The sequence below is a fragment of the Clostridium paridis genome (genome assembly GCF_016765615.1).
Classification (GTDB): Bacteria; Bacillota; Clostridia; order Clostridiales; family Clostridiaceae; genus Clostridium_T; species Clostridium_T paridis.
Genome location: NZ_JAESWA010000028.1, coordinates 70,667 through 93,741, shown reverse-complemented (window position 1 = coordinate 93,741; position 23,075 = coordinate 70,667). Strand labels below are relative to the sequence as shown.

Below are 23,075 nucleotides of genomic sequence, written 5' to 3'. Positions count from 1 at the left end.
ATGATTATTTTAAAAAATGATAATGAAATCAACCTAATGAGAAAAGCAGGACACTTATTGGCAGAGACATTAAATTTAATTGAAACTAAAATAAAACCTGGTATTACTACTGAGGAATTAGATAAAATTGCAGAAGAATTTATAACTAAGCATGGTGCAAAACCTTCCTTTAAAGGATTATATGGTTTTCCAGCTTCACTCTGTATATCTGTTAATGAGCAAGTAGTTCATGGAATACCAGGAAGCACAAAGTTAAGTGAAGGAGATATCGTAAGCATAGATTGCGGTGTTCTCTTAGATGGATTCCACAGTGATGCAGCAAGAACTTTTCCAGTAGGAAACGTATCTGAAACTGCTGAAAGACTAATTGAAATTACCGAAAAAAGTTTTTTCAAAGGAATTGAAAAGGCAATTGTAGATAATAGATTAACAGACATCTCATACGAAATTCAAAAGTATATAGAAGATGCAGGGTTTTCAGTAGTAAGAGATTATGTAGGACATGGAATTGGTAAAAGTGTTCATGAGGATCCGGATGTTCCTAATTTCGGAAGACCTGGAAGAGGTCCAAAATTATCATCAGGAATGGTATTAGCAATAGAACCAATGGTTAATGTTGGAACTTGGAGAGTTAAAACCTTAAATGATGATTGGACTGTAGTGACAGCTGATGGGAAGTATTCAGCTCATTATGAAAATACTGTTGCTATTTTACCTAATGGTCCCGAGATACTAACACTAATTAAATAGTTAAGTGTTGCTTAGTTATAAATTCACACTTGCCACAAAATGGCTTGTAGGTTTATTACTAAGGTAATCATTGAGGTGAAACAAGTTGCAGAATAACGACTTAGTTGGCAGATTAGTATTTTCCAAAGCAGGTAGAGATAAGGATAAACCTTATATAGTAGTTAGAGTTTTAGATGATAACTATGTTGCCCTTGCTAATGGAAGTACAAAATTAAGTGAAATGCCTAAAAAGAAGAGACTAAAACACTTAAATCTTACAGATATACTCGATAGAACATTAGAGAAAGAAATTATATCTAAAGACAAGAGTTTAGATTTAAAGATTAAAAGATTTATAAAGCTTGAAGGCATTGATAAGGAGGTTTGATTACCTTATGTCAAAAGATGATGTAATTGAAATGCAAGGTGTAGTTTTAGAATCATTACCTAATGCTATGTTCCAAGTAGAATTGGAAAGTGGGCATAAAATCCTTGCTCACATTTCAGGAAAGCTAAGAATGAACTTCATAAGAATTCTTCCAGGAGATAAGGTTACAGTTGAGTTATCTCAATATGATCTTACAAGAGGTAGAATTACTTGGAGAGCAAAATAAAATTAAAATAACTTAAATGTTAGCAGAAAAGCATTGGTTTTCCTGCTCATAAATAATAAGGAGGGTTAGCGATGAAAGTCAGACCATCAGTTAAGCCTATTTGCGAAAAGTGCAAAATTATAAAAAGAAAAGGTAGAGTAATGGTTATTTGCGAAAACCCAAAGCACAAGCAAAAACAAGGCTAATATAAATAAGTTTATTAAAAAAATAATGGAATGGAAGGTATTTATTATTGACTTTTTTTCCATTCTAAAATATCATTATATAGTCAATTAATTAGCATAAATGAATTTTAGGAGCGGCTGACAGAGGTTAAAATACCAATGACCTGAAATTTTATTTATATATTTACCACATGAAAAGGGAATTTAATTACCAGGAGGTGTAAGTTTTAATGGCTAGAATAGCTGGTGTTGACCTACCAAGAGAAAAAAGAGTTGAGATAGGTCTAACTTATATATACGGAATAGGTTTATCCACTTCTCAAAAGATATTAGCAGAAACTGGAATAAACCCAGACACTAGAGTAAAAGACTTAAATGAAGACGAAGTAAATGCTATAAGAAATATCATAAAGGATAGAGTTGTTGAGGGAGATTTAAGAAGAGAAATCGCTCTTAACATCAAAAGACTAGTTGAAATTGGTTGCTACAGAGGAATTAGACATAGAAAAGGTCTTCCTGTAAGAGGACAAAAAACTAAGACTAATGCAAGAACTAGAAAAGGTCCAAAGAAAACTATTGCTAACAAGAAAAAATAGTAAGGAGGGAAGACAATGGTAGCAGCAAAAGTTAAGAAAACAAGAAGAAGAAAAGAAAGAAAGAATGTTGAACACGGAGCAGCTCACATTAAGTCAACTTTCAACAATTCTATAGTAACTTTAACTGATGCAGCAGGTAATGCTTTATCATGGTCATCAGCTGGAGCGTTAGGATTTAGAGGCTCAAGAAAGAGTACTCCATTTGCAGCTCAAATGGCGGCTGAAACTGCAGCTAAATCTGCTATGGAACACGGATTAAAGAGTGTTGAGGTTTACGTAAAAGGACCTGGATCAGGTAGAGAAGCTGCTATAAGAAGTTTACAAGCTGCTGGTTTAGAAGTAACTCTAATTAAGGATGTTACTCCAATACCACACAACGGTTGTAGACCACCAAAAAGAAGAAGAGTGTAGTACAAACGTCATAGGAGGTGTAATTAATGGCAAGATATACTGGATCTGCATGTAGATTATGCAGAAGAGAAGGTGCAAAACTATTCCTTAAAGGGGATAGATGCTATACAGATAAATGTGCTTTCGTTAGAAGAAGCTATGCGCCAGGACAACATGGAGCTAGCAGAAAGAAACTTTCTAACTATGGAACACAATTAAGAGAAAAGCAAAAAGCTAAGAGAATTTACGGAGTACTTGAAAAACAATTCAGAAAGTACTACGAAAAAGCTGAAAGAATGAGAGGAATAACAGGTGAAAACCTACTTATGTTACTAGAAATGAGACTAGATAACGTAGCTTTCAGACTAGGTTACGGTTCTTCAAGAGCTGAAGCTAGACAATTAGTTACTCATGGACATTTCTTAGTAAATGGTAAGAAGGTAGATATCGCTTCTTACAGAGTAAGCGTAAATGATGTTATTTCTGTATCAGAAAAAAGCAGAGCAACAGAAAAATTCAAAGTTTTTGCAGAAAATCCAAAGACTTTACCAAAGTGGTTAACTGCTAATACTGAAAATTTCGAAGGTAAAGTAGTTGCTGTACCAGCAAGAGAAGACATTGACATCAATGTTAATGAAACTCTTATCGTTGAGTTATACAGTAAGTAATAATATGCTATTTGCAACTGGAGGATATTTCTCCATTGCAAATGTTGAATCAGTTGCCCTCATAATAAGGTTGCCATATTTAATTGAAGGAGGGTTTTGCACATGTTAGAAATAGAAAAGCCAATTATTGAATGTATTGAACAAAGTGAAGATGGAACTTATGGTAAGTTCGTAGTTGAACCATTAGAAAGAGGATATGGAATTACACTAGGTAATGCACTTAGAAGAATTCTTTTATCATCTTTACCAGGAGTTGCAACTACATCTGTAAAGATTGATGGAGTACTACACGAATTCTCTACTGTTACTGGTGTTAAAGAAGATGTTACAGAATTAATTCTTAACATTAAAGGTCTTGCACTAAGAATGAGTGGAGAAGGTCCAAAGGTTATATATATAGATGCCAAAGGTCCTGGAGTAGTAACAGCAGGAGACATTAAGACTGATGGAGATGTTGAGGTAGTAAATAAGGATTTACATATTGCTACTTTAGATGATGAAGGCAGACTTTATATGGAACTTACTGTTAATAGAGGTAGAGGATATGTTACACAAAACAAAAACAAATCTGACTCATTACCACTAAGTGCTATTGCTGTAGATTCAATTTATACTCCTGTTAAAAGAGTAAACTTTACTGTTGAAAATACAAGAGTAGGTCAAATTACAGATTATGATAAGTTAACATTAGAAATTTGGACTAATGGTACAATTAAAATTGATGAAGCTATCAGCCTATCAGCTAAAATACTGATAGAACACTTCAAACTTTTCATGTCATTAACTGATAATACTAGTGATATGGAAATAATGATTGAAAAAGAAGAAGATAAGAAGGAAAAGGTTCTTGAGATGACTATCGAGGAACTAGACCTTTCTGTTAGATCATACAACTGCTTAAAGAGAGCAGGCATCAATACTGTTCAAGAACTTGCACAAAGATCTATGGATGATATGATGAAAGTAAGAAACTTAGGTAAAAAATCACTTGAAGAGGTTGAAAGAAAACTTAAGGAACTAGGCTTAGGATTAAGACTAAGCGATGAGTAAGGAGGTATAGTCATGCCAGGTTATCGTAAATTAGGTCGTCCAACAGACCAAAGAAGAGCTATGTTAAGAAACCTTGTTACAAGCTTCTTAAAGCATGGCAAAATAGAAACTACTGACACTAGAGCGAAAGAAGCAAGAAGCCTTGCTGAAAATATGATAACTCTAGCAAAAAGAGGAGATCTTCACGCTAGAAGACAAGTTTTATCTTTCGTAACTGAAGAAGATGTAGTTAAGAAATTATTTGAAGAAATCGCTCCTAAGTACGCTGAACGTAAAGGTGGATACACTAGAATGTTCAAAGTTGGTCCAAGAAGAGGAGACGGTGCTGAATTAGTTATACTTGAATTAGTATAATATAAAGGGGATTAAGTGATAACTTAGTCCCCATTTTAATATACAAAAGATTAAGATAGTAACTGTTATAAAATATATAAGGACTTTGGTAAAGCTATAGAATTATTTAAGTGTATCTTTTATAATAGTTATTAAAGAAAGGGAGAGTCATGATGGAAAAGAATATTGTAAAATGTGAAAATCTTAGTTTTAAATATCTCTCTCATGAAAATGGAGAAGAGTATTATGCTTTAAAAGGTGTAGATTTAGAAGTTAAAAAAGGTGAATTCTTAGTAGTTTTAGGACATAATGGTTCAGGAAAATCAACTATAGCAAAACATATAAACGCATTACTGACACCATCTGATGGAACTGTATATGTAAATGGATTAGATACTAAGGATGAACAAAATATATGGGATGTAAGAAAAACTGCTGGAATGGTATTCCAAAATCCTGATAATCAAATGGTAGCCACAATTGTAGAAGAGGATGTTGCTTTTGGCCCAGAAAACCTTGGGGTAGAACCAAGTGAAATTAGAAAAAGAGTAGATGAAAGTCTTAAAAAGGTTGGTATGTATGAATATAGAAGACATGCACCACATCTATTATCAGGTGGCCAAAAACAAAGAATTGCAATAGCAGGTATACTTGCAATGCAACCAGAGTGCATTATACTTGATGAACCAACAGCTATGTTAGACCCTTCAGGAAGAAAAGAAGTAATTAGGACCATAAAAGAAATAAATAAAAACCTAGGGATAACTATTATATTAATTACTCATTACATGGATGAAGCAGTTGAAGGTGATAGAGTAGTTGTAATGGAACAAGGAAATATAGTATTACAAGGAAAACCAAGAGAAGTATTTTCAAAAGTGAAAGAAATGAAAGAGATTGGCTTGGATGTACCACAAGTGACCGAATTAGCATTTGAATTACAAAAATCAGGAATAGAAATAGGTACAGAAATATTAAATGTGGATGAGATGGTGAATGCATTATGTCAATTAAAGTAAGTAATTTAACTCATATATATATGCCTAAAAGTCCTTTTGAGAAAATTGCATTAAATAATGTTTCATTAGAAATAAATCAAGGAGAATTTGTAGCATTAATTGGACATACGGGGTCAGGTAAATCTACATTAATTCAACATTTAAATGGATTACTACAAGCAACTTCTGGTGAAATATTTATAGATGATAAAAATATAACTGAAAAAGGCGCAAAACTAACAGATATAAGAAAAAAAGTAGGGTTAGTGTTTCAATATCCAGAGTATCAATTATTTGAAGAAACAATTGCGAAAGATATTGCTTTTGGTCCAAGTAATTTAGGATTAAATCAGGAAGAAATATCTCAAAGAGTTAGAAGAGCTATGGAAATGGTTGGTTTAGACTATGACAAATATAAGGAAAAGTCTCCTTTTGAACTTAGTGGAGGTCAGAAAAGAAGAGTTGCCATAGCCGGTGTTGTAGCAATGGAACCTAAGGTTTTAATTCTCGACGAACCTACAGCTGGTTTGGACCCAAAAGGTAGAGATGAAATATTAGAGCAAATAGTAAAATTACATGATGAATATGGTATGACTATTATACTTGTTTCACATAGCATGGAAGACGTTGCAAAAGTAGCTGAAAGAGTAATTGTAATGAATGGTGGAGAAATAATCCTTGATGAATCTCCTAAGAATGTTTTCAAGGAGATTGGTACTTTAGAAAATGTTGGATTAGCTGTACCACAAGTTACATATTTAGTTAAAGAATTAAAGAGTAAGGGTTTTGAACTAGGTGATGACATATTTACAATCAGTCAAGCAAAAGAAGCCTTACTAAAGATATTAAAAAGAGATTAGTGAAAGGAGTCGAGTAGAATATGATTAAAGATATAACTATAGGACAATATGTACCCGGGGACTCATTCATACATAAACTTGATCCTAGAACTAAAATATTAATATCTGTATTATTTATTGCATCATTATTTATAATAAATAAATTTGTAGGATATATTCTAATTGTGGCATTTATTGCAGCAGCTATTATTAACTCAAAAATATCACCAAGTTTTTATTTTAAAGGACTTAGACCAGTTATAACATTAATAGTGATTACTGCACTTCTTAATGTATTTATGATAAAAGGTACATCAGATACTTTAATATGGGGATGGAAGTTCTTAAATATATATGAAGAGGGAATACAAGTGGCTGTATTTATGACCTTAAGGCTCATATTCCTAATTATAGGTACATCTATACTAACATTAACCACATCACCGATTGAGTTAACTGATGCATTAGAGAGGTTATTGAAACCATTAAAGGTAGTGGGGATTAGTTCTCATGAAATAGCTATGATGATGACAATTGCATTAAGATTTATTCCTACTCTTATAGATGAGACAGACAAAATAATGAAAGCACAAAAGGCAAGGGGTGCTGATTTTGATGGAGGAAATATATTTTCAAAGGCTAAAAGTTTGATACCATTATTGGTACCATTATTTATTAGTTCATTTAGAAGAGCTGATGAACTTGCAAATGCAATGGAAGCTAGATGCTATAGAGGTGGGAATGGAAGAACAAGAATGAAGCAATTAAAATATGAAAGTAGAGATGCTGTAGCATTCTTTATAATAGCAGTATTAATAGCCTTTAGTTTTTATGTAAGATTCAAGTTTTAGGTGATATTATATGAGAAATATAAAGCTTTTAATTGAGTATGATGGCACAGACTTCTATGGATGGCAAAAACAAAAAAGTGGAAGAACTGTATGCGGAACGATAGAAGAGGCTATTAAAAAGCTTGTTAATGAAGAAGTGGAGTTAATTGGGTGTAGCAGAACTGATTCAGGGGTTCATGCTAAGGGGTTTGTTGCATCTTTTAAAACAAATAGTAAGATCCCAAGCGAAAAGTTTAGGGAAGCTATAAACCAAAAGCTGCCTGATGATGTAGTAATTTTAGAATCTGAGGAAGTTCTAGAAGATTTTCACCCAAGATATCAAGCTAAAGGGAAAACTTATTGTTATACAATTATAAATAGAAGAGCACCAAAGGCAATAGGAAGAAATTATTCTTGCGTAGTTAAAGAAAAGTTAAATGTTGAAAAGATGCAGGAAGCATGTAAGCTTTTTGTAGGTACTCATGATTTTAAAGCATTTAAATCAACGGGAAGTTCAGTAAAGACGACTGTCCGAACAATCTGGGATATTAAAATAGAAAAAAACTATGATGAAATAAAAATATATGTTTCTGGTGATGGTTTTTTATATAATATGGTTAGAATAATAGTAGGAACCCTTCTTCAAGTTGGTGAAGGAAAAATAAAACCAGAATATATAAATGACATAATCAATGAAGGTGATAGAAATAAAGCAGGGAAATGTATGCCAGCAATGGGACTATCTCTTGAAAAAGTTTTTTATTAAAAATATTAAATAAAAGTTGTAAATTTGTTGACACGCCCGTAAGCGTGTATTATAATGATATTTGTTGTTAAGATAGTTTGTGGATAAGATCCAGAAGCCCCGGATCTTGACATAAAGATGGAAATAGAAACTTAAAAAGTGTTCAGGGAGGGAAAATGATGAAATCATACATCGCTAAACCACAAGAGGTTGAAAGAAAATGGTATGTAGTTGATGCAGCTGGAAAGCCACTAGGAAGAGTTGCTAGCCAAGTTGCTACAATATTAAGAGGAAAAAACAAACCAACATTTACACCAAATGTTGATTGTGGAGATTTTGTTATTATTATCAACGCAGAAAAGGTAGTTTTAACAGGAAAGAAATTAGACCAAAAGTTTATGAGAAAGCACAGTTTATATCCAGGTGGATTAAAAGAAACTCCTTACAGAGAAGTTTTAGATAAAAAACCTGAATTTGCTTTCGAAGAAGCAGTAAGAAGAATGCTTCCAAAGGGAGTATTAGGAAGACAAATGTTAAAGAAACTTAAGGTTTACAGAGGTGCAGAACATGATAATGCAGCTCAAAAACCAGAAGTACTAGAATTAAAGTACTAATACAGGCTCGGGAGGAGGAATAAAAAATGGCAAAAGTTCAATATTTAGGAACTGGAAGAAGAAAGAAATCTGTTGCAAGAGTAAGACTTGTACCTGGTGAAGGTAAAGTTATAATAAATAAGAGAGAAATAGAAAACTATTTTGGTTTAGAAACTTTAAGAGTTGTAGTTAACCAACCATTAGTTTTAACTGGAACTAAAGAAAGATTTGATGTTTTAGTAAATGTACATGGTGGTGGACTTACAGGTCAAGCAGGAGCTATAAGACACGGTGTATCAAGAGCTTTATTAAAAGCTGATGAAGCACTTAAACCAGAATTAAAGAAAGCTGGCTTCTTAACAAGAGACCCAAGAATGAAGGAAAGAAAGAAATACGGTCTTAAGAAAGCAAGAAGAGCTCCACAATTCTCAAAGAGATAATATTTTCAACATACGAAGAGAGTCGAAAGACTCTCTTTTTTTCTATATTTTTCAGAGAATATAGTTAACAAAAAAAGAGAAAAATAAGCTTAAATTATAGTTTGGAGGTTAAAAAATGAAAAGAATAATATCTACGGTCTTAATAGTTATAAGCATATTTTTCACCAATATTAACCTAGAAAAGGTAGAAGCAAAGGAAAAAAATGAAACTGTGATTTTAATTGACCCTGGCCATGGGGGAATTGATGGAGGTGCAAAATCAAAAAATGGCACTAGTGAAAAGGATATAAACTTAAATATAAGTATTAAGCTCAAAGAGAGATTAGATAAAGAGGGATATAAAGTATTTTTAACTAGAGAAGAAGATAAAGGGTTATATAGCGAAGACACTAAGGGAAAGAAGAAAGTAGAAGATTTAAAAAAAAGATGTGCAATGAAGAAAGAAACAAATTGTGACATATTCATAAGCATTCATCAAAATATGTTTCCTCAAAGCAAGGTTAGTGGCGCACAAGTTTGGCATGCATCAAATGAAGAAAGCAAGAAATTAGCACTTATATTACAAGAATCACTAAAAAATACTCTTGATAAAAATAATAATAGAGTTCCTAAAGATGCTAAAGAACAATATAGAATTTTAAGAGACAATTATCCAGGACCTAATGTTTTAGTAGAGTGTGGTTTTTTATCGAATTCAAAAGAAGAAGAATTGTTAAAAGATGAAAAATATCAAGATAAGATTGCAGATGCTTTAAAAGATGGAATTAATGAATTTTATAAACAATAGAAATACAAATTTCCTGGGAAATATAAAGACCTATGTTGAAATAGGTCTTTTTAACTTTCAATATGTGAATCAGCAGTTATTATTTTAGAGGAATTTGGACATTTAATCCAAATGGTGTTGCCTCTTAATAAGGAAAATGGTAGTTCTTTAGAATCATTTATCATTGTAATTTTAGTGCCAGATATTTTTAGTTTCTGAAGTTTTCCACCAGAAAACAACATTCCATCGTGAGTGTCTCCGGATTTATCCCTAAATTCTACAAGAACGTTTTTAAAAGTAATAGGAGTATTCGAAAATCTATTAACATCTTGTACATTTGTAGAATAATGAAAATACTCGCCATTTTTATAAATAAAACTAGTGTTTAATTGAGGTGTATAAGAAATGAAAATTGTGTCAATTTTGTTTGAAAAAAGATTTTTATCAAGTTCAAGAGGATCTAAAAATTTAATAGTTGGTAAAGAGCTTGTGGAAATAGAGGAAATTGTATTAATAGATTCATTTAACGATATATTTTTATTGTAAAATATACCTTTATAAATTAAAGAGCCAGATTCAGAAGGAAATTCTTCTATAACTATATCAGCAGATGTAATTTTATAAAGTCTTGAGATGTCATTAAATTCATAAGTTACTTGTAATAATGGCGCATTAGAAGTTACATTTTGAATAACTTCTCCTGTGATAGGAGAAACATTTATAGAATTATTTGGTGGATTAGATTTATTATTTTCTCCATTAATAAATATGGTGGCATAATATTTATAAAACAGAAAAGCTAAAAAAAATAATATAAATATGTAGCCAAGAGCTGAAATTATTTTATTATGATTATTATTCATAATTAATCCTTTCAAGAAATTGCTTATTAAATTATAATTAAGAAAGAATGGGAATATTCCATAATGTATTTTATTTTAAGGGAATTTTATCAGGAGGTATAGGAATGAGAGAAATAGATGTAATAGAAATAATTGAAGCTGTTAAAAAAATATGTATAGATTCTAATCATTATCTTAGTAAAGATATTAGAAATGTATTAAATAAATCAAAGGAAGAAGAAACCTTTCCAATTGCAAAAGAAATGTTAGAAAAGATAATACTTAATTCAAATATAGCAGAAAAAGAAAATATGCCCATGTGCCAAGATACTGGTATGGCTGTAATATTTGTTGAACTTGGACAAGATGTACATGTGGTTGGTGGGAATTTATATGATGCCATAAATGAAGGAGTAAGAAAAGGATATGAAGAGGGATATTTAAGAAAGTCTGTAGTGAAAGATCCTATAAATAGAGTGAATACAGGAGATAACACTCCAGCGGTAATACATCTAGATATAGTTCCAGGGGATAAAATTAAAATAGTTATTGCACCAAAAGGCTTTGGGTCAGAGAATATGAGTAGAATCAAAATGCTAAAGCCTTCTGACGGTGTTCAGGGAGTTAAGGATTTTATCATTGAAACAGTAAAACTAGCTGGACCTAATCCTTGTCCTCCAATAATAGTAGGTGTTGGAATAGGGGGAACATTTGAAAAAGCAGCAGAAATTTCTAAAAGGGCGCTCCTAAGAAATATTGAGCAAAGAAATGAAAATGAATTCTATAGAGAATTAGAAGATGAAATGCTTAGGAAAATAAATGAATTAGGTATAGGTCCACAAGGATTTGGAGGTAAGACAACTGCTTTAGGAGTAAATATTGAAGTATTTCCAACTCACATTGCAGGTTTGCCAGTAGCAGTTAATATAAGCTGTCACGCTACAAGACACGCAGAAGTTATATTATAGGGGTGATATATATGGAAATTAAGATTAATGCACCAATAACTGAAGAACAAGCTATGACACTTAATGCAGGAGATATTGTTTTATTATCAGGAGAGATATATACAGCTAGAGATGCAGCACATAAGAGATTGGTTGAACTTATAGAAGATGGCAAGGAGCTTCCTATTGAATTAATGGATCAAATTATATACTATGTAGGGCCAACACCACCTAAGCCAGGACAAGTTATAGGATCTGCTGGTCCAACTACAAGCTATAGAATGGATTCCTATGCACCTAAGCTTCTGGACCTAGGATTGAGAGGAATGATTGGTAAAGGGGCAAGGGACGTTAACGTAATCCAGTCTATGATAAAGAATAAAGCCATTTATTTTGGAGCTATTGGTGGTGCAGCAGCACTTACAGCTAAATGTATCAAAGAATCGGAATTAATAGCATATGAGGACTTGGGAGCAGAAGCAATTAGAAAGCTAACAGTTATCGATATGCCACTTGTAGTTGTTATAGATGCTAATGGAAATAACTTATACGAAATCGGACAAAAGGAATATCTAAATACATTAAATAGTAAATAAAATGTAAAGACCACATTTATGGAACCTTATAAAGTTCATAAAGTGGTCTTTTCTTATATATTTTTATAAATTTTTAAATCCTCTTCCTCTTACTTCAGAAACGTCGATTATGGTTATAAATGACTTAGGATCAATGGAAGTGATTTGTGATTTTAAATACACCAATTGGGGTAGAGTAACTATACAATAGATCATTTTCTTCTTATGATGAGTATATTCTCCTTCAGCATTTAAAGAAGTAACACCTCTATGCATATTATTCATAATAAATTTAATGACATCCTCTTCTTTTTCAGTAAGAATCATTAAAAGTTTTTTTGTTCCTAATCCTTTTAATACTTTATCAAGAATAATGTTTTGCAAATATATAGATATAAGAGTATATAAAGCTCTAGGTAATCCGAAAAATATAGCACCTAGAATAACTACTAAAACGTTAATAGTAAAACCAACAGTTCCAATATCGAAGTTTGAATATTTCTTTCTAATGAGCATTGTGATTATGTCAGTTCCGCCTGTTGATCCGTTTCTAAGAAAAACGATACTATAGCCTATACCACATAATGCTCCGCCATATATACAATAAACGAGTAAATCATCAATATTAATATGTAAATTAAATCTTTCAGTTATTAATAAAGAAACAGTTAAAGAAATCATTCCTATAGCTGAATAAAGAGTAAATTGTTTGCTTAATTTAAAGTAACTAATTACAAACAGTGGGAGATTTAAAAGAAAAACGGAATAACCAGCTTTAAATCCAGTGAAGTACTGGATTATTAGGGCTAAACCAGTTGCACCTCCACTTAAAAGTTTAGCGTTTGCTAAGAAAATATTAACTCCTAGAGATGCAATAAAGCATCCTACAAAGATCAATAAGATGTCTAAACATAAGTTTTTTTTGTCTCTAATAAATTCCATGATATTCTCCTCTTAAGTTATGGTTTTCATATATATTATAAATCAATAATGGAATTTAACAACAATAATTAAAGTAAAACGTGATAATCTGATATAATAAATTTATAAATAAATGTAAAATTTTAAGAAAGATTTAATAAATTTATATAAACTTCTTATGACATATTTATTAAAATGGAAGATGGGGTGAGAATTATGGAAATTTATAAAATATTAGTTGCTGACGATGAAAGAGAAATAAGAGAAGCAATTGAGATATATCTAAGGGGAGAAAATTTTAAAGTTCTAAAGGCAAGAGATGGAGAAGATGCACTGGAGATATTTGAAAATGAGAAGCCGCATCTTATTATATTAGACATAATGATGCCTAAATTAGATGGAATTAGAACATGCATGAAGATTAGAGAGACAAGTAATGTACCTATTATAATGTTATCAGCAAAAGGAGAGGATTCTGATAAGGTCTTAGGATTGAATTTAGGAGCCGATGACTATGTTACTAAGCCATTTAATCATCTAGAGCTAGTAGCAAGAGTAAAATCTCAGTTGAGGAGATATGATAATCCTATAATGGCGAAAAATAGAGAAAGAGAAATGCAAGGGGAAATTGTATCTATAAGAGACTTGGTAATAGACAAGGAAAGAAAAACTATATCTGTTAGGGGAAAAGAAATAAAAGTAACGGCAACAGAATATAAAATACTATTACTTCTAGTTTCTAATCCAGGTAGAATTTTCTCCATCCAAGAAATTTATGAAAGAGTATGGGACGAGCCTTTCTATAATAGTGAAAATACTGTTACGGTTCATGTAAGAAGAATTAGAGAAAAAATTGAAATAAATCCAAAAGAACCTGAATACTTGAAGGTGGTGTGGGGTATTGGGTATAAGATTGAAAAGTAAATATTATAAGTGGAAGTGTAAGTTTTCAATAATTGATGTTGTTATTTGCTCAACTATGATAATACTAACATTTAATATAATAACTACGTTTATTATGGAGGCCTCAAGAGGAATATTTACCTATGACACTATAATAAATAGTAAAAAATATAAAGAAAGAAGATTAGTTAATGATAGTTTGCAGCTTATATCAAATATTCAAGGACAATATAATATTTTAAATCAAGGAAACCAAGCTTTAGTAGATGCAAGAAAATATAATCAGGACACAATGGATGATAGTTATTATATAGGTTACATATATATAGACGAAGATTTAAAAGATGATAAAGGAATTCCTTATTATATAACTAACAGAGGCTGGGTTTCAGATCAAATAGTTGGAGGTGCTAAGGCAGATGAACTATTTGAAGAGTTAGCTAATAAAGAAGGAATAGTTTATTATAAAATTGATAACGATAAAGATTTTAATGAAATAACAAAAAGTCAGAACTTTTCTGTGACACCAGAAAAAAAGAAAAATATGAGAGGAATAAACGAATATTATTTTGTTAGAGGAACTGTTTATGATAATTCTATTGTTAAAAATAGAATGCTCTTTTTGGCCTTTATTTTAAATCTATCCCTAATAATAGTAATATTAATTAAATATGAGTTTTTATTTAAAACAAAGGGTTATATTGAAGTAATAGATGAAATCAGGAATAGCAAACTTGGAGAAGGTGTTTACTATTTAAAAGAGGTGCCAAAGAGGATTATAAAAAATCTAAATAACAAAGTTTTGATTTTGATAAGTGGACTAATTATAGTTAATTTTATTGTAATGCCTTTTTGGGGGCTCGATATTCAAAGGATACTAATTTATCTCGGAAGTCTATTACATTTGAATCTGGATATGCAAATTATTCATACAACACTATCTCTTATTAACTTAGGATTTATTTTAATATTAGTAACATATTTAATATTTAGTATTTTAAGAAATTATGTATTTATATATGAATTGTTAGATATGGTAAGAGAGTATGATAAGGGAAATATGGATGCTGAATTAAAATATAAAAGTAAAAGTGAAATTAGTGAAATTGTACAAGGTATAAAGCATATGCAGGAAGGGTATAGACAAGTTGCTGAAGAGAGAGTAAAAAATGAGAGATTAAAAACAGAATTAATTTCAAATGTTTCTCATGATTTAAAAACTCCATTAACATCGATTATTAATTACGTAAACATATTAGGGAGAGAAGATATAACAAAAGATGAGAAAAATGAATATTTAAAGATACTTGGGGCAAAATCTCAACGATTAAAAATATTAATAGATGATCTGTTTGAAATGTCTAAACTATCTTCTGGAAAGATTAAGTTAAATAAGGCTAAAGTGGATATTGTCCAGCTTATACACATGATATTAGGAGAGTATCAAGAGAAGTTAAAAGAAAGAGGACTTACTACAAAGGTTGTAACATATAATGAAAGTATTGTTATGGATGTGGATCCTGATAAAATGGTAAGAGTTTTTGATAATATAATTACCAATGCTCTAAAATATTCATTAGAAGATACAAGAATATATATTGATATCTTTGATGATGGAAGTTGGGTAACAATTAGTTTTAAGAATATATCTTCGTATGAAATGAACTTTAAACCTGAGAGGATGATGGAGAGGTTTGTAAGGGCTGACTCTTCTAGAACATCAGATATTGAAGGCTCAGGACTTGGATTAGCAATAGTTAAGAATATTCTAGAAATACATAATGGAGATTTAAGGCTAGAAGTTGAAGGCGATATGTTTAAAGTCTATATTATGTTGAAAAAATAAATTTATATAAGGATGGACTAGTGTAACTAGTCCATCCTTATATTTTTTAGATATATATCAATTGACAGGATTGTCTGGAGAATGTATATTAATAAAGATTGTATTTTAAGGGAGAAACAATATTGATAAGAAATTATATGGAAAACAAAAGATAATAAGAGATAATGTGGTTTATTTTACTTAAATATATGTTATCAAAATTTACAATTTAAAATTAAGCAACTATAATTATATGGACAATATATTGTATGAAACGCTAAGAATGAAAACTTAGGCATACAATATCTAGTGGAGGGGATATCATGGAGGATTTGTTAAACTTAATAAAAATAGCATTAGAAGCCATAAACGGTGAAAAGGAAGTTTATAACGAGGAAAGACTATCAAAAGCATTAGAGAGGATAATTACTCCTAAAATGGATAGTAAACAAAGGATTAAAGCAACTATGCAAGTACTTTTAGAATTAACCTCAGCTGAAGAGCCAAAATGGGAAAAAGGTGCTGCAAGATTGTTTACATATATGTTATACGATGAGATCAAAGAAAACAGAGCACTAGGAGAAACAGAAGATCCATATAAAAACCTATATGAGTTTATAAAGCTACTTACGAATGAAGGATTATATGGAAAGTATATCTTAGAGAATTATTCAAAAGAGGATATTGAAATCTTAGAGAAAGAATTAAAGCCAGAGAGAGATTTCTTATTTACATATGGAGGGATAAGCTTACTTGCTAAAAGATACCTAATACAAGATTTCAATAGAAAAACTTTAGAATTACCACAACAAATGTTTATGGGAATAGCTATGCATTTAGCAATTCCAGAAAAAAAGGAGAACAGATTGTATTGGGCTAAAAGAATTTATGATGTTTTAAGTTCTTTGAAGGCAACTATGGCAACTCCAACTATGTCTAATGCGAGAAAGCCATTTTATCAATTAAGTTCATGCTTTATAGATACTGTAGATGACTCTTTAAAGGGTATATATAAATCATTAGATAACTTCGCAAAAGTCTCAAAATTTGGTGGCGGAATGGGAATATACATTGGAAAGATAAGATCTTTAGGATCACCAATCAGAGGTTTTAAAGGAGCTTCTGGTGGTGTTATACCGTGGGTAAAACTTTTTAATGACACAGCTATTGCTGTAGATCAGCTTGGCGTTAGAAATGGAAGTGTTGCAGTTTGGTTAGATGCATGGCATAAGGATATTCCAGAATTCTTACAAATAAAGACTAATAATGGAGACGATAGAAAGAAGGCACATGATGTATTTCCGGGGTTATGCTATCCAAATCTATTTTGGAAGCTTGCAGAAGAGGATATTGATGCTAACTGGTATATGATGTGTCCACATGAGATAAGAAGTGCAAAAGGTTATTCATTAGAAGATTTTTATGGTGAAGAGTGGGAAAAAAGATATTATGAATGTGTGGAAGACGATAGAATAGAGAAAAGGGTAATGAGTGTTAAGGATATTATTAGGCTTATTATTAAAAGTGCAGCTGAAACAGGAACTCCTTTCGCATTTTACAGAGATGCAGTAAATGAAATGAATCCAAATAAACACAAAGGAATGATATATTCATCTAACTTATGCACAGAAATAATGCAAAACATGAGTTCAATGGAAATACTTCAAGAAGAAATTGTTGATGAAAATGGAGATAAGATAATTGTTGAGAAAACTAAATCAGGAGATTTTGTAGTATGCAACTTATCTTCACTAGTTTTAGGAAATATCGATGTATTAAACGAAAGAGAACTTGAGTATGTTGTTGAAACTCAAATAAGAGCTATGGACAATGTTATTGATTTAAATTACTATTCAGTTCCGTTTGCAGAAGTAACTAATAAAAGGTACAGAGCAATAGGTCTTGGAACCTCAGGATATCATCATATGCTTGCAAATAATAAGATAGGATGGACATCAGATGATCATAGAGAGTTTGTAGATAAGGTATATGAAAATATCAATTATTATGCGATCAAAGCAAGTACGAAGATATCTAAAGAAAAAGGTTCCTATCCATACTTTGAAGGCTCAGATTGGGCAAGTGGAGATTATTTTAAGCTAAGAGAGTATAATTCGCAAAGATGGAATGGACTTAAAGAAGAGGTAAAACATAATGGAATGAGAAATGGGTATTTAATATCTGTTGCACCAAATGGTTCAACAGCAACTATTGCTGGTACATCTGAAGGGGTAGATCCAGTAATGTCTAGATTCTGGCTTGAGGAGAAGAAAGGAAGCATAACCCCTAAAACAGCTCCTAATTTATCTATGGACAATTATTGGTACTATATTTCTGCATATAATATAGATCAGGCATGGAGTGTTAAAATGAATGGGGTAAGACAAAGACACATAGATCAAGGACAGTCTTTTAATTTATATATAACAACTAATTATACTATGAGGCAAATTATGAATCTTTATATAGAAGCCTGCAAAAGCGGAGTTAAGAGTATTTATTATGTACGTTCTAAATCACTAACAGTTGAAGATTGTGAAAGCTGTTCAGCTTAGGAGGAAATTATGAATAAGTTAATAACAAAAAAGCCGTTGTTTAATGAAAATGGTGATACAGAAATATCAAAAAAGAAAATGATAAATGGTAATACAACTAATTTAAATGATTTTAATAATATGAAATATAATTGGGCTTCGGATTGGTACAGACAGGCAATGAATAACTTTTGGATTCCAGAGGAAATTAATCTTGCTCAAGATTTAAAGGATTATCAAAAATTAAAACCAGAAGAAAGAACAGCTTATGATAAAATTCTCTCATTCTTAATATTTCTAGATTCAATACAAACAGCAAATTTAGGAAATATAAATAATTATATTACAGCATCTGAAGTTAATCTATGTTTAACCATACAGGCTTTTCAAGAGGCCGTTCATTCACAAAGTTATTCATATATGCTAGATTCAATTTGCTCTCCAGAGAAAAGAAATGAAATATTATATCAATGGAAAGACGATAAGATATTATTAGAAAGAAATAAATTTATAGGGGATTTATACAATAATTTTGTTGAAAATCCAACACATTATAATTTCTTAAAGACAATAATGGCTAATTATGTTTTAGAAGGGGTTTATTTTTACTCTGGATTTATGTTCTTTTATAACCTTGAGAGAAATGGTAAAATGCCAGGATCAGCTCAAGAAATAAGATATATTAATAGAGATGAAAATACTCATTTATGGTTATTTAGAAGTATAATTAGAGAACTTCAAAAGGAGGAACCTCAATTATTTAATGAGGATATGGTAGAAGAATTAAGAGATATGGTAAGGGCAGGAGTTGAAAATGAAATAGCTTGGGGGCATTATGTAATTGGAGACAATATTGCAGGGCTAAATAAGAGTTTAATAGAAGATTATATTAAATATTTAGGAAATTTAAGAGTTACAGCATTAGGGTTTAAACCATTATATGATGGATATAATGAAAATCCAGCTGAATGGGTAGATTTTTATGCTGATGCAAATAAAGTAAAAACAGACTTTTTTGAAGCAAAGTCAACAGCATATGCCAAAGCGGGAACTTTGGTAGATGATTTATAGAGTTAAAAATTATAATAAATATTAAAAAATAGATTCAATTAGAAGATAAAATATTACATTTTTCTAGTTGATTCTATTTTTTTTTCAGAGGAAAAAGTCAAAATTTATATATCAAAGAAAATATTTAGATATTTTTGAAAAATATTGTATAATAAGAGTGGATAAGGTTACATAAATTTATAAGAGGTGATTTGTATGGAAAAATTTCTAAAAGGTATTGGAAAAGCTTGCCTTGCAGTAGCAGCTCTTATCGTAGTATTTGGACCAGCATCAATGAGTAGTATGGCAGTGGAAGAAATGCCTGAATCAATGAAAGACAAAAGATAAAAAAAGGGGGCATTTTGGCCCCTAAAAATACACTGGGGGAATTCAAAATGTTGTATAAAGTTTTTGATATATTAAATAGTTTCTGCCAATCAATTCTTTTTGTGTGGATATCAAATAATATTGCTGAAAAAGAAAATAAGAATACAAGAAATAAGTCCTATTTGCTTGTAGCTTTAATATTTGCAATCATTAATATATTTACATATATTCCGATGAGTAGTCCACTAGCAAATTTTATTATGGTAACTTTAGTGCTAGCTTTAATTGTCTTATTCTATAGAAAGAAAGTAAACGATGGGTTTTGGGGATTTGGGTTAGCCTATGCCATAATCACAACGTTATCATATTTTTTGGTTACCTTTTATCAACATTTCTTTACAAAATTAAATCTAGGAATGCCACAGGATGTTGAAGCAATTATATTTATATATATACCAGCATTTATTTCCTATATATTTATTTATAAATATAGAAAGAATTTATTTGAAGTTGTAATCTCATTAAAAGCTTATAAGATTTCTATAATAGTTATATTACTTATAGACTATGCTTTCATTTTTATTGATACTCTACGCATAGAGTGGACAATAGAAAGCATGGGAATCACTTTTAAGTTTCTATTATATTTTGTATCATTAATTGCTTTTATTTTTTCCTTAATTTATTTTGCTAGAATAAATAGTAATACAAAAGAAGTTGAACTTCTCAATACTGAGTTAAATGATAAGATTATTGAACTTAAAAAAATTAAGCATGACTATGGGAGTGAAATAAGCAGTCTATATGGATTATATCAGCTTGGAAGATATGATAGAATGGGAGAATTATTAAAAGGAATAGTAGAAAGATATCAAAATACATCTTCGGTAATAAATCTTAATGTACAAGCTAACCCTATGGTCACATCCATATTAAATAATGCACTTTCAAAAGGAATAAATATAGTTGCATTTGATAATGCAGACTATGAGAATTTATCTATATCAGACAGTGAGCTTTTAAAACTATTATCAAATATTATAAATAATGCTATTGACGTTCTTTTGAATATACAAAATGCAACCATAAAGTATAATAGTTATAATAGCTATGACGGAATTATAGTAAACATAGAAAATAACGGCCCTGAAATTCCTAAAGAAAATAGGGAAAAGATTTTTAAAGCTGGATTTAGTACGAAGAGTGATGTAGACGGAGAACGAGGATATGGCTTAAGTATTGTACGAGACGTTATTAATAAATCAGGAGGAGAAATAGTCCTAAGAAGTACTAAGAGTTGGACAGAATTTTCTATTAAAATACCTTACAAAAGATGTTAAAAAAGTTTTTGGGGGGAGAATATTGAGAAGATTCATAAAAGCATTCTCTAAAATAATTGCAAAATCAAATAATTATAATAAGGAGCAAGAGCAAGAAGTTGAGTATGCGTTGCGAATTATTATATTTGAAGCAGCAAAGTTTATAGGAACTATAATTGTATTTAGCTTCATTTGTTACCCAGTACAAGGTTTATTAGCAATTGGATTAATGTCTTTAAGCAAACCATTTATAGGAGGATATCATGAAGATAATCAAGTAAAATGCTTTATATCAACTCTAATCACTATAGGGATTATAATATATTTAGAAAATTGTATTAGTTTGAATTTTACTTCAGTAATTCTACTCGGAGGAGTAGCAGTGTTTTGCATATGGCATCAAGCACCTATAGTTAATCCTAAAATGAGGTTGACAAAGATAGACTTGATTAAAAGGAATAGAAAGGTGGGAATATTTATTATTGTCATTGAATATTTAGTTTCTATAATTTTATTTAAGTATGCATACATAGCAACTATAATAACTTGGGTTATATTATTCCAAGCTTTATTAATGTTTAATAAGGAAAAAGACATAAAATTAGGAGGATCTTAATAACTATAAGACCCTCCATTATAAATAAGTATATTAAATTACATATTTAAAAATACAAAAGAAGTGAGCTAATGTACCTAACAAGATAAATATGTGAAATATTTCATGAAAACCTAAGTATTTAAATGTAAGTATCTTAGGTTTTATTCCGTAAATTATTCCTCCAACTGTATAGAGAACACCACCTAAAACAAGTAATAGGACACCATTTAATGAGATAGCAGAATAAAGAGGAACAATTGCAAAAACTGCTATCCAACCCATAAGAATATAGATTAGAGTAGATAACCATCTAGGGCAGTTAAACCAAATCATTTTAAATACTATACCAAGAACTGCAATAGACATTATTATTGAAAAAAGCACCCAACCTTGAACTCCCTTTAATGCTATAAGACAAAAAGGAGTGTAGGAACCTGCAATAAGTACAAATATCATAGAGTGATCTAATTTTCTTAAAAAACTAATAACCTTGTCAGAAGCTTTTACCATATGATACGTCGCTGAAGCGGAGTATAATAGAATCATGCTAGCTCCAAAAATAGCGATTGCTGTAATAGATAAAGCTGAAGCACCATTAATAGAAACTTTTATAAGCATGAATATTAATCCTATAAGTGATGCCACGGCACCAAAAAGATGTGTAAATCCGTTGATTGGTTCTCTAAAGTACTTTTCCATTGTGAAAGCCTCCTTGTTCTGATATGTAGTTTTCAAAACTATGTGATATATTAATTACATTATGATATGATTGTAGCTATGTGTCAAGTGGTAATTATAAAAAATATATATTTTTTTATTTTTAATTTTACTTAAACTGTAGATTTAAAATTAAGTTTATGATATATATAATTTAGTACATAGTATTTATAACTATACGTTAGAAGGTGAATACATGAAAAATGAAAATATTAAGAATTTAATAGATAAATTATCATTAGAAAATGCAATAACTTTAGATGAAATACCAGAAATAGATCTATATATGGATCAAGTTATACAACTATTTGAAGCTAAGTACACTGAAGCTCTTCGAAATGAAGAAGAGAAGGTTTTGACCAAAACGATGATAAACAACTATGCTAAGGATAAATTAATAATGCCCATAAAAAACAAAAAATATTCAAAGGAGCATTTAATTCTTTTATCATTAATATATCAGTTTAAAGGAAGTTTATCTATAAATGATATAAAAAAAATAATGAATCCAATTGTTAAATCCTTAAGTGAAGGTGAAGAATTCCCCTTAAGAAAATTATACACAGAATACTTAGAAATATATGACGAAGATGTGAATAATTTTAAAAATACTGTTGATAAATCTATTGAGAATATTAAGCCTGAAAAGGATGGATATATAAGTAAGATGTTACTCTTAAGTTCTTTTATAAATATGAGCAATATGTATAGAAAACTTGCAGAAAGAATAGTAGATGATATTAGCTTAAGTGAAAAATAAAT

29 protein-coding genes are annotated in these 23,075 nt (G+C 30.4%); 26 read left to right on the top strand and 3 right to left on the bottom strand.

What is annotated here, in order from left to right; genetic code table 11:
* From map to cwlD, 16 genes are all read left to right on the top strand, one after another.
* The gene (map, locus tag JK634_RS19130) at positions 1-750 is read left to right on the top strand and encodes a type I methionyl aminopeptidase (RefSeq protein WP_202769355.1); all 750 of its coding nucleotides are present in this window, start codon (positions 1-3) and stop codon (positions 748-750) included.
* Between the two features lie 85 nt (positions 751-835).
* The gene (locus tag JK634_RS19125) at positions 836-1,117 is read left to right on the top strand and encodes a KOW domain-containing RNA-binding protein (protein ID WP_202769354.1); all 282 of its coding nucleotides are present in this window, start codon (positions 836-838) and stop codon (positions 1,115-1,117) included.
* Between the two features lie 7 nt (positions 1,118-1,124).
* Positions 1,125-1,343: a translation initiation factor IF-1 gene (infA, locus tag JK634_RS19120; RefSeq protein WP_202769353.1), complete on the top strand. Its 219-nt coding sequence runs from the start codon at positions 1,125-1,127 to the stop codon at positions 1,341-1,343.
* A gap of 71 nt (positions 1,344-1,414) precedes the next feature.
* Positions 1,415-1,528 carry a 50S ribosomal protein L36 gene (gene rpmJ, locus JK634_RS19115; protein ID WP_025434559.1) on the top strand — a complete coding sequence of 38 codons (114 nt, stop codon included), beginning with the start codon at positions 1,415-1,417 and terminating at the stop codon, positions 1,526-1,528.
* A gap of 209 nt (positions 1,529-1,737) precedes the next feature.
* On the top strand, positions 1,738-2,103 hold the full coding sequence (rpsM, locus tag JK634_RS19110; protein WP_202769352.1) for a 30S ribosomal protein S13: 366 nt from the start codon (positions 1,738-1,740) through the stop codon (positions 2,101-2,103).
* 15 nt (positions 2,104-2,118) lie between these two features.
* Entirely contained in the window at positions 2,119-2,514 is a 396-nt protein-coding gene (gene rpsK / locus JK634_RS19105; protein ID WP_202769351.1) for a 30S ribosomal protein S11, read from the top strand.
* A 26-nt stretch (positions 2,515-2,540) separates the two neighbouring features.
* Positions 2,541-3,161 (top strand): 30S ribosomal protein S4, encoded by a 621-nt coding sequence (rpsD, locus tag JK634_RS19100; protein WP_202769350.1) that lies wholly within the window; start codon positions 2,541-2,543, stop codon positions 3,159-3,161.
* 102 nt (positions 3,162-3,263) lie between these two features.
* Positions 3,264-4,211: a DNA-directed RNA polymerase subunit alpha gene (locus JK634_RS19095; RefSeq protein ID WP_202769349.1), complete on the top strand. Its 948-nt coding sequence runs from the start codon at positions 3,264-3,266 to the stop codon at positions 4,209-4,211.
* Positions 4,212-4,223: 12 nt separating this feature from the next.
* Positions 4,224-4,565, top strand: a complete 342-nt coding sequence (rplQ, locus tag JK634_RS19090) for a 50S ribosomal protein L17 (protein WP_202769348.1) — start codon at positions 4,224-4,226, stop codon at positions 4,563-4,565.
* Positions 4,566-4,717: 152 nt separating this feature from the next.
* Positions 4,718-5,563 carry an energy-coupling factor transporter ATPase gene (locus tag JK634_RS19085; RefSeq protein WP_202769347.1) on the top strand — a complete coding sequence of 282 codons (846 nt, stop codon included), beginning with the start codon at positions 4,718-4,720 and terminating at the stop codon, positions 5,561-5,563.
* Entirely contained in the window at positions 5,548-6,402 is an 855-nt protein-coding gene (locus JK634_RS19080) for an energy-coupling factor transporter ATPase (protein ID WP_202769346.1), read from the top strand. Before JK634_RS19085 ends, JK634_RS19080 begins: the two co-directional genes overlap by 16 nt.
* 20 nt (positions 6,403-6,422) lie before the next feature.
* A complete protein-coding gene (locus JK634_RS19075) occupies positions 6,423-7,232 on the top strand; it encodes an energy-coupling factor transporter transmembrane component T family protein (protein WP_202769345.1) in 810 nt (269 codons plus the stop codon).
* 10 nt (positions 7,233-7,242) lie between these two features.
* The gene (truA, locus tag JK634_RS19070; protein WP_202769344.1) at positions 7,243-7,977 is read left to right on the top strand and encodes a tRNA pseudouridine(38-40) synthase TruA; all 735 of its coding nucleotides are present in this window, start codon (positions 7,243-7,245) and stop codon (positions 7,975-7,977) included.
* A 158-nt stretch (positions 7,978-8,135) separates the two neighbouring features.
* A complete protein-coding gene (gene rplM / locus JK634_RS19065; protein WP_202769343.1) occupies positions 8,136-8,570 on the top strand; it encodes a 50S ribosomal protein L13 in 435 nt (144 codons plus the stop codon).
* A 26-nt stretch (positions 8,571-8,596) separates the two neighbouring features.
* Entirely contained in the window at positions 8,597-8,989 is a 393-nt protein-coding gene (rpsI, locus tag JK634_RS19060; protein WP_202769342.1) for a 30S ribosomal protein S9, read from the top strand.
* A gap of 115 nt (positions 8,990-9,104) precedes the next feature.
* On the top strand, positions 9,105-9,776 hold the full coding sequence (gene cwlD / locus JK634_RS19055; RefSeq protein WP_202769341.1) for an N-acetylmuramoyl-L-alanine amidase CwlD: 672 nt from the start codon (positions 9,105-9,107) through the stop codon (positions 9,774-9,776).
* Between the two features lie 50 nt (positions 9,777-9,826).
* On the opposite strand, the gene JK634_RS19050 is transcribed toward cwlD, so the two are convergent.
* Positions 9,827-10,618: a hypothetical protein gene (locus tag JK634_RS19050; protein WP_202769340.1), complete on the bottom strand. Its 792-nt coding sequence runs from the start codon at positions 10,616-10,618 to the stop codon at positions 9,827-9,829.
* A gap of 104 nt (positions 10,619-10,722) precedes the next feature.
* Here JK634_RS19050 and JK634_RS19045 point away from each other — a divergent pair, with 104 nt between their 5' ends.
* Entirely contained in the window at positions 10,723-11,565 is an 843-nt protein-coding gene (locus JK634_RS19045; protein ID WP_202769339.1) for a fumarate hydratase, read from the top strand.
* Positions 11,566-11,576: 11 nt separating this feature from the next.
* Entirely contained in the window at positions 11,577-12,140 is a 564-nt protein-coding gene (locus JK634_RS19040; protein ID WP_202769338.1) for a Fe-S-containing hydro-lyase, read from the top strand.
* A 63-nt stretch (positions 12,141-12,203) separates the two neighbouring features.
* Here the strand turns inward: JK634_RS19040 and JK634_RS19035 are convergent, their stop codons facing one another.
* Positions 12,204-13,061, bottom strand: a complete 858-nt coding sequence (locus JK634_RS19035; RefSeq protein WP_202769337.1) for a YitT family protein — start codon at positions 13,059-13,061, stop codon at positions 12,204-12,206.
* A gap of 195 nt (positions 13,062-13,256) precedes the next feature.
* On the opposite strand from JK634_RS19035, the gene JK634_RS19030 reads away from it, so the two are divergent.
* The 7 genes from JK634_RS19030 (at position 13,257) to JK634_RS19005 (ending at position 21,614) form a co-directional block, all read left to right on the top strand.
* Positions 13,257-13,964: a response regulator transcription factor gene (locus JK634_RS19030; RefSeq protein WP_207753678.1), complete on the top strand. Its 708-nt coding sequence runs from the start codon at positions 13,257-13,259 to the stop codon at positions 13,962-13,964.
* A complete protein-coding gene (locus JK634_RS19025) occupies positions 13,942-15,789 on the top strand; it encodes a sensor histidine kinase (RefSeq protein ID WP_202769336.1) in 1,848 nt (615 codons plus the stop codon). Before JK634_RS19030 ends, JK634_RS19025 begins: the two co-directional genes overlap by 23 nt.
* A gap of 302 nt (positions 15,790-16,091) precedes the next feature.
* A complete protein-coding gene (locus JK634_RS19020) occupies positions 16,092-18,323 on the top strand; it encodes a ribonucleoside-diphosphate reductase subunit alpha (RefSeq protein ID WP_202769335.1) in 2,232 nt (743 codons plus the stop codon).
* Positions 18,324-18,332: 9 nt separating this feature from the next.
* Positions 18,333-19,373 (top strand): ribonucleotide-diphosphate reductase subunit beta, encoded by a 1,041-nt coding sequence (locus tag JK634_RS19015; RefSeq protein ID WP_202769334.1) that lies wholly within the window; start codon positions 18,333-18,335, stop codon positions 19,371-19,373.
* Between the two features lie 195 nt (positions 19,374-19,568).
* On the top strand, positions 19,569-19,700 hold the full coding sequence (locus JK634_RS20605; protein ID WP_274228984.1) for a hypothetical protein: 132 nt from the start codon (positions 19,569-19,571) through the stop codon (positions 19,698-19,700).
* Positions 19,701-19,747: 47 nt separating this feature from the next.
* Entirely contained in the window at positions 19,748-21,019 is a 1,272-nt protein-coding gene (locus JK634_RS19010; RefSeq protein WP_202769333.1) for a sensor histidine kinase, read from the top strand.
* A gap of 22 nt (positions 21,020-21,041) precedes the next feature.
* Positions 21,042-21,614: an accessory gene regulator ArgB-like protein gene (locus JK634_RS19005; protein WP_202769332.1), complete on the top strand. Its 573-nt coding sequence runs from the start codon at positions 21,042-21,044 to the stop codon at positions 21,612-21,614.
* Positions 21,615-21,647: 33 nt separating this feature from the next.
* Here the strand turns inward: JK634_RS19005 and trhA are convergent, their stop codons facing one another.
* Positions 21,648-22,295, bottom strand: a complete 648-nt coding sequence (gene trhA, locus JK634_RS19000) for a PAQR family membrane homeostasis protein TrhA (protein WP_202769331.1) — start codon at positions 22,293-22,295, stop codon at positions 21,648-21,650.
* A gap of 214 nt (positions 22,296-22,509) precedes the next feature.
* Between trhA and JK634_RS18995 the strand changes: the two genes are divergently transcribed.
* A complete protein-coding gene (locus JK634_RS18995) occupies positions 22,510-23,073 on the top strand; it encodes a DUF1836 domain-containing protein (RefSeq protein ID WP_202769330.1) in 564 nt (187 codons plus the stop codon).
* Positions 23,074-23,075 lie beyond the last annotated feature (2 nt).

Excerpts from the sequence above, each read along its gene's own strand:
- map (WP_202769355.1), top strand. The coding sequence starts at position 1 with ATGATTATTTTAAAAAATGATAATGAAATCAACCTAATGAGAAAAGCA.
- infA (WP_202769353.1), top strand. The coding sequence starts at position 1,125 with ATGTCAAAAGATGATGTAATTGAAATGCAAGGTGTAGTTTTAGAATCA.
- rpmJ (WP_025434559.1), top strand. The coding sequence starts at position 1,415 with ATGAAAGTCAGACCATCAGTTAAGCCTATTTGCGAAAAGTGCAAAATT.
- rpsM (WP_202769352.1), top strand. The coding sequence starts at position 1,738 with ATGGCTAGAATAGCTGGTGTTGACCTACCAAGAGAAAAAAGAGTTGAG.
- rpsK (WP_202769351.1), top strand. The coding sequence starts at position 2,119 with ATGGTAGCAGCAAAAGTTAAGAAAACAAGAAGAAGAAAAGAAAGAAAG.
- rpsD (WP_202769350.1), top strand. The coding sequence starts at position 2,541 with ATGGCAAGATATACTGGATCTGCATGTAGATTATGCAGAAGAGAAGGT.
- JK634_RS19095 (WP_202769349.1), top strand. The coding sequence starts at position 3,264 with ATGTTAGAAATAGAAAAGCCAATTATTGAATGTATTGAACAAAGTGAA.
- rplQ (WP_202769348.1), top strand. The coding sequence starts at position 4,224 with ATGCCAGGTTATCGTAAATTAGGTCGTCCAACAGACCAAAGAAGAGCT.
- JK634_RS19085 (WP_202769347.1), top strand. The coding sequence starts at position 4,718 with ATGGAAAAGAATATTGTAAAATGTGAAAATCTTAGTTTTAAATATCTC.
- JK634_RS19080 (WP_202769346.1), top strand. The coding sequence starts at position 5,548 with ATGTCAATTAAAGTAAGTAATTTAACTCATATATATATGCCTAAAAGT.
- JK634_RS19075 (WP_202769345.1), top strand. The coding sequence starts at position 6,423 with ATGATTAAAGATATAACTATAGGACAATATGTACCCGGGGACTCATTC.
- truA (WP_202769344.1), top strand. The coding sequence starts at position 7,243 with ATGAGAAATATAAAGCTTTTAATTGAGTATGATGGCACAGACTTCTAT.
- rplM (WP_202769343.1), top strand. The coding sequence starts at position 8,136 with ATGAAATCATACATCGCTAAACCACAAGAGGTTGAAAGAAAATGGTAT.
- rpsI (WP_202769342.1), top strand. The coding sequence starts at position 8,597 with ATGGCAAAAGTTCAATATTTAGGAACTGGAAGAAGAAAGAAATCTGTT.
- cwlD (WP_202769341.1), top strand. The coding sequence starts at position 9,105 with ATGAAAAGAATAATATCTACGGTCTTAATAGTTATAAGCATATTTTTC.
- JK634_RS19050 (WP_202769340.1), bottom strand. The coding sequence starts at position 10,618 with ATGAATAATAATCATAATAAAATAATTTCAGCTCTTGGCTACATATTT.
- JK634_RS19045 (WP_202769339.1), top strand. The coding sequence starts at position 10,723 with ATGAGAGAAATAGATGTAATAGAAATAATTGAAGCTGTTAAAAAAATA.
- JK634_RS19040 (WP_202769338.1), top strand. The coding sequence starts at position 11,577 with ATGGAAATTAAGATTAATGCACCAATAACTGAAGAACAAGCTATGACA.
- JK634_RS19035 (WP_202769337.1), bottom strand. The coding sequence starts at position 13,061 with ATGGAATTTATTAGAGACAAAAAAAACTTATGTTTAGACATCTTATTG.
- JK634_RS19030 (WP_207753678.1), top strand. The coding sequence starts at position 13,257 with ATGGAAATTTATAAAATATTAGTTGCTGACGATGAAAGAGAAATAAGA.
- JK634_RS19020 (WP_202769335.1), top strand. The coding sequence starts at position 16,092 with ATGGAGGATTTGTTAAACTTAATAAAAATAGCATTAGAAGCCATAAAC.
- JK634_RS19015 (WP_202769334.1), top strand. The coding sequence starts at position 18,333 with ATGAATAAGTTAATAACAAAAAAGCCGTTGTTTAATGAAAATGGTGAT.
- JK634_RS20605 (WP_274228984.1), top strand. The coding sequence starts at position 19,569 with ATGGAAAAATTTCTAAAAGGTATTGGAAAAGCTTGCCTTGCAGTAGCA.
- JK634_RS19010 (WP_202769333.1), top strand. The coding sequence starts at position 19,748 with ATGTTGTATAAAGTTTTTGATATATTAAATAGTTTCTGCCAATCAATT.
- trhA (WP_202769331.1), bottom strand. The coding sequence starts at position 22,295 with ATGGAAAAGTACTTTAGAGAACCAATCAACGGATTTACACATCTTTTT.
- JK634_RS18995 (WP_202769330.1), top strand. The coding sequence starts at position 22,510 with ATGAAAAATGAAAATATTAAGAATTTAATAGATAAATTATCATTAGAA.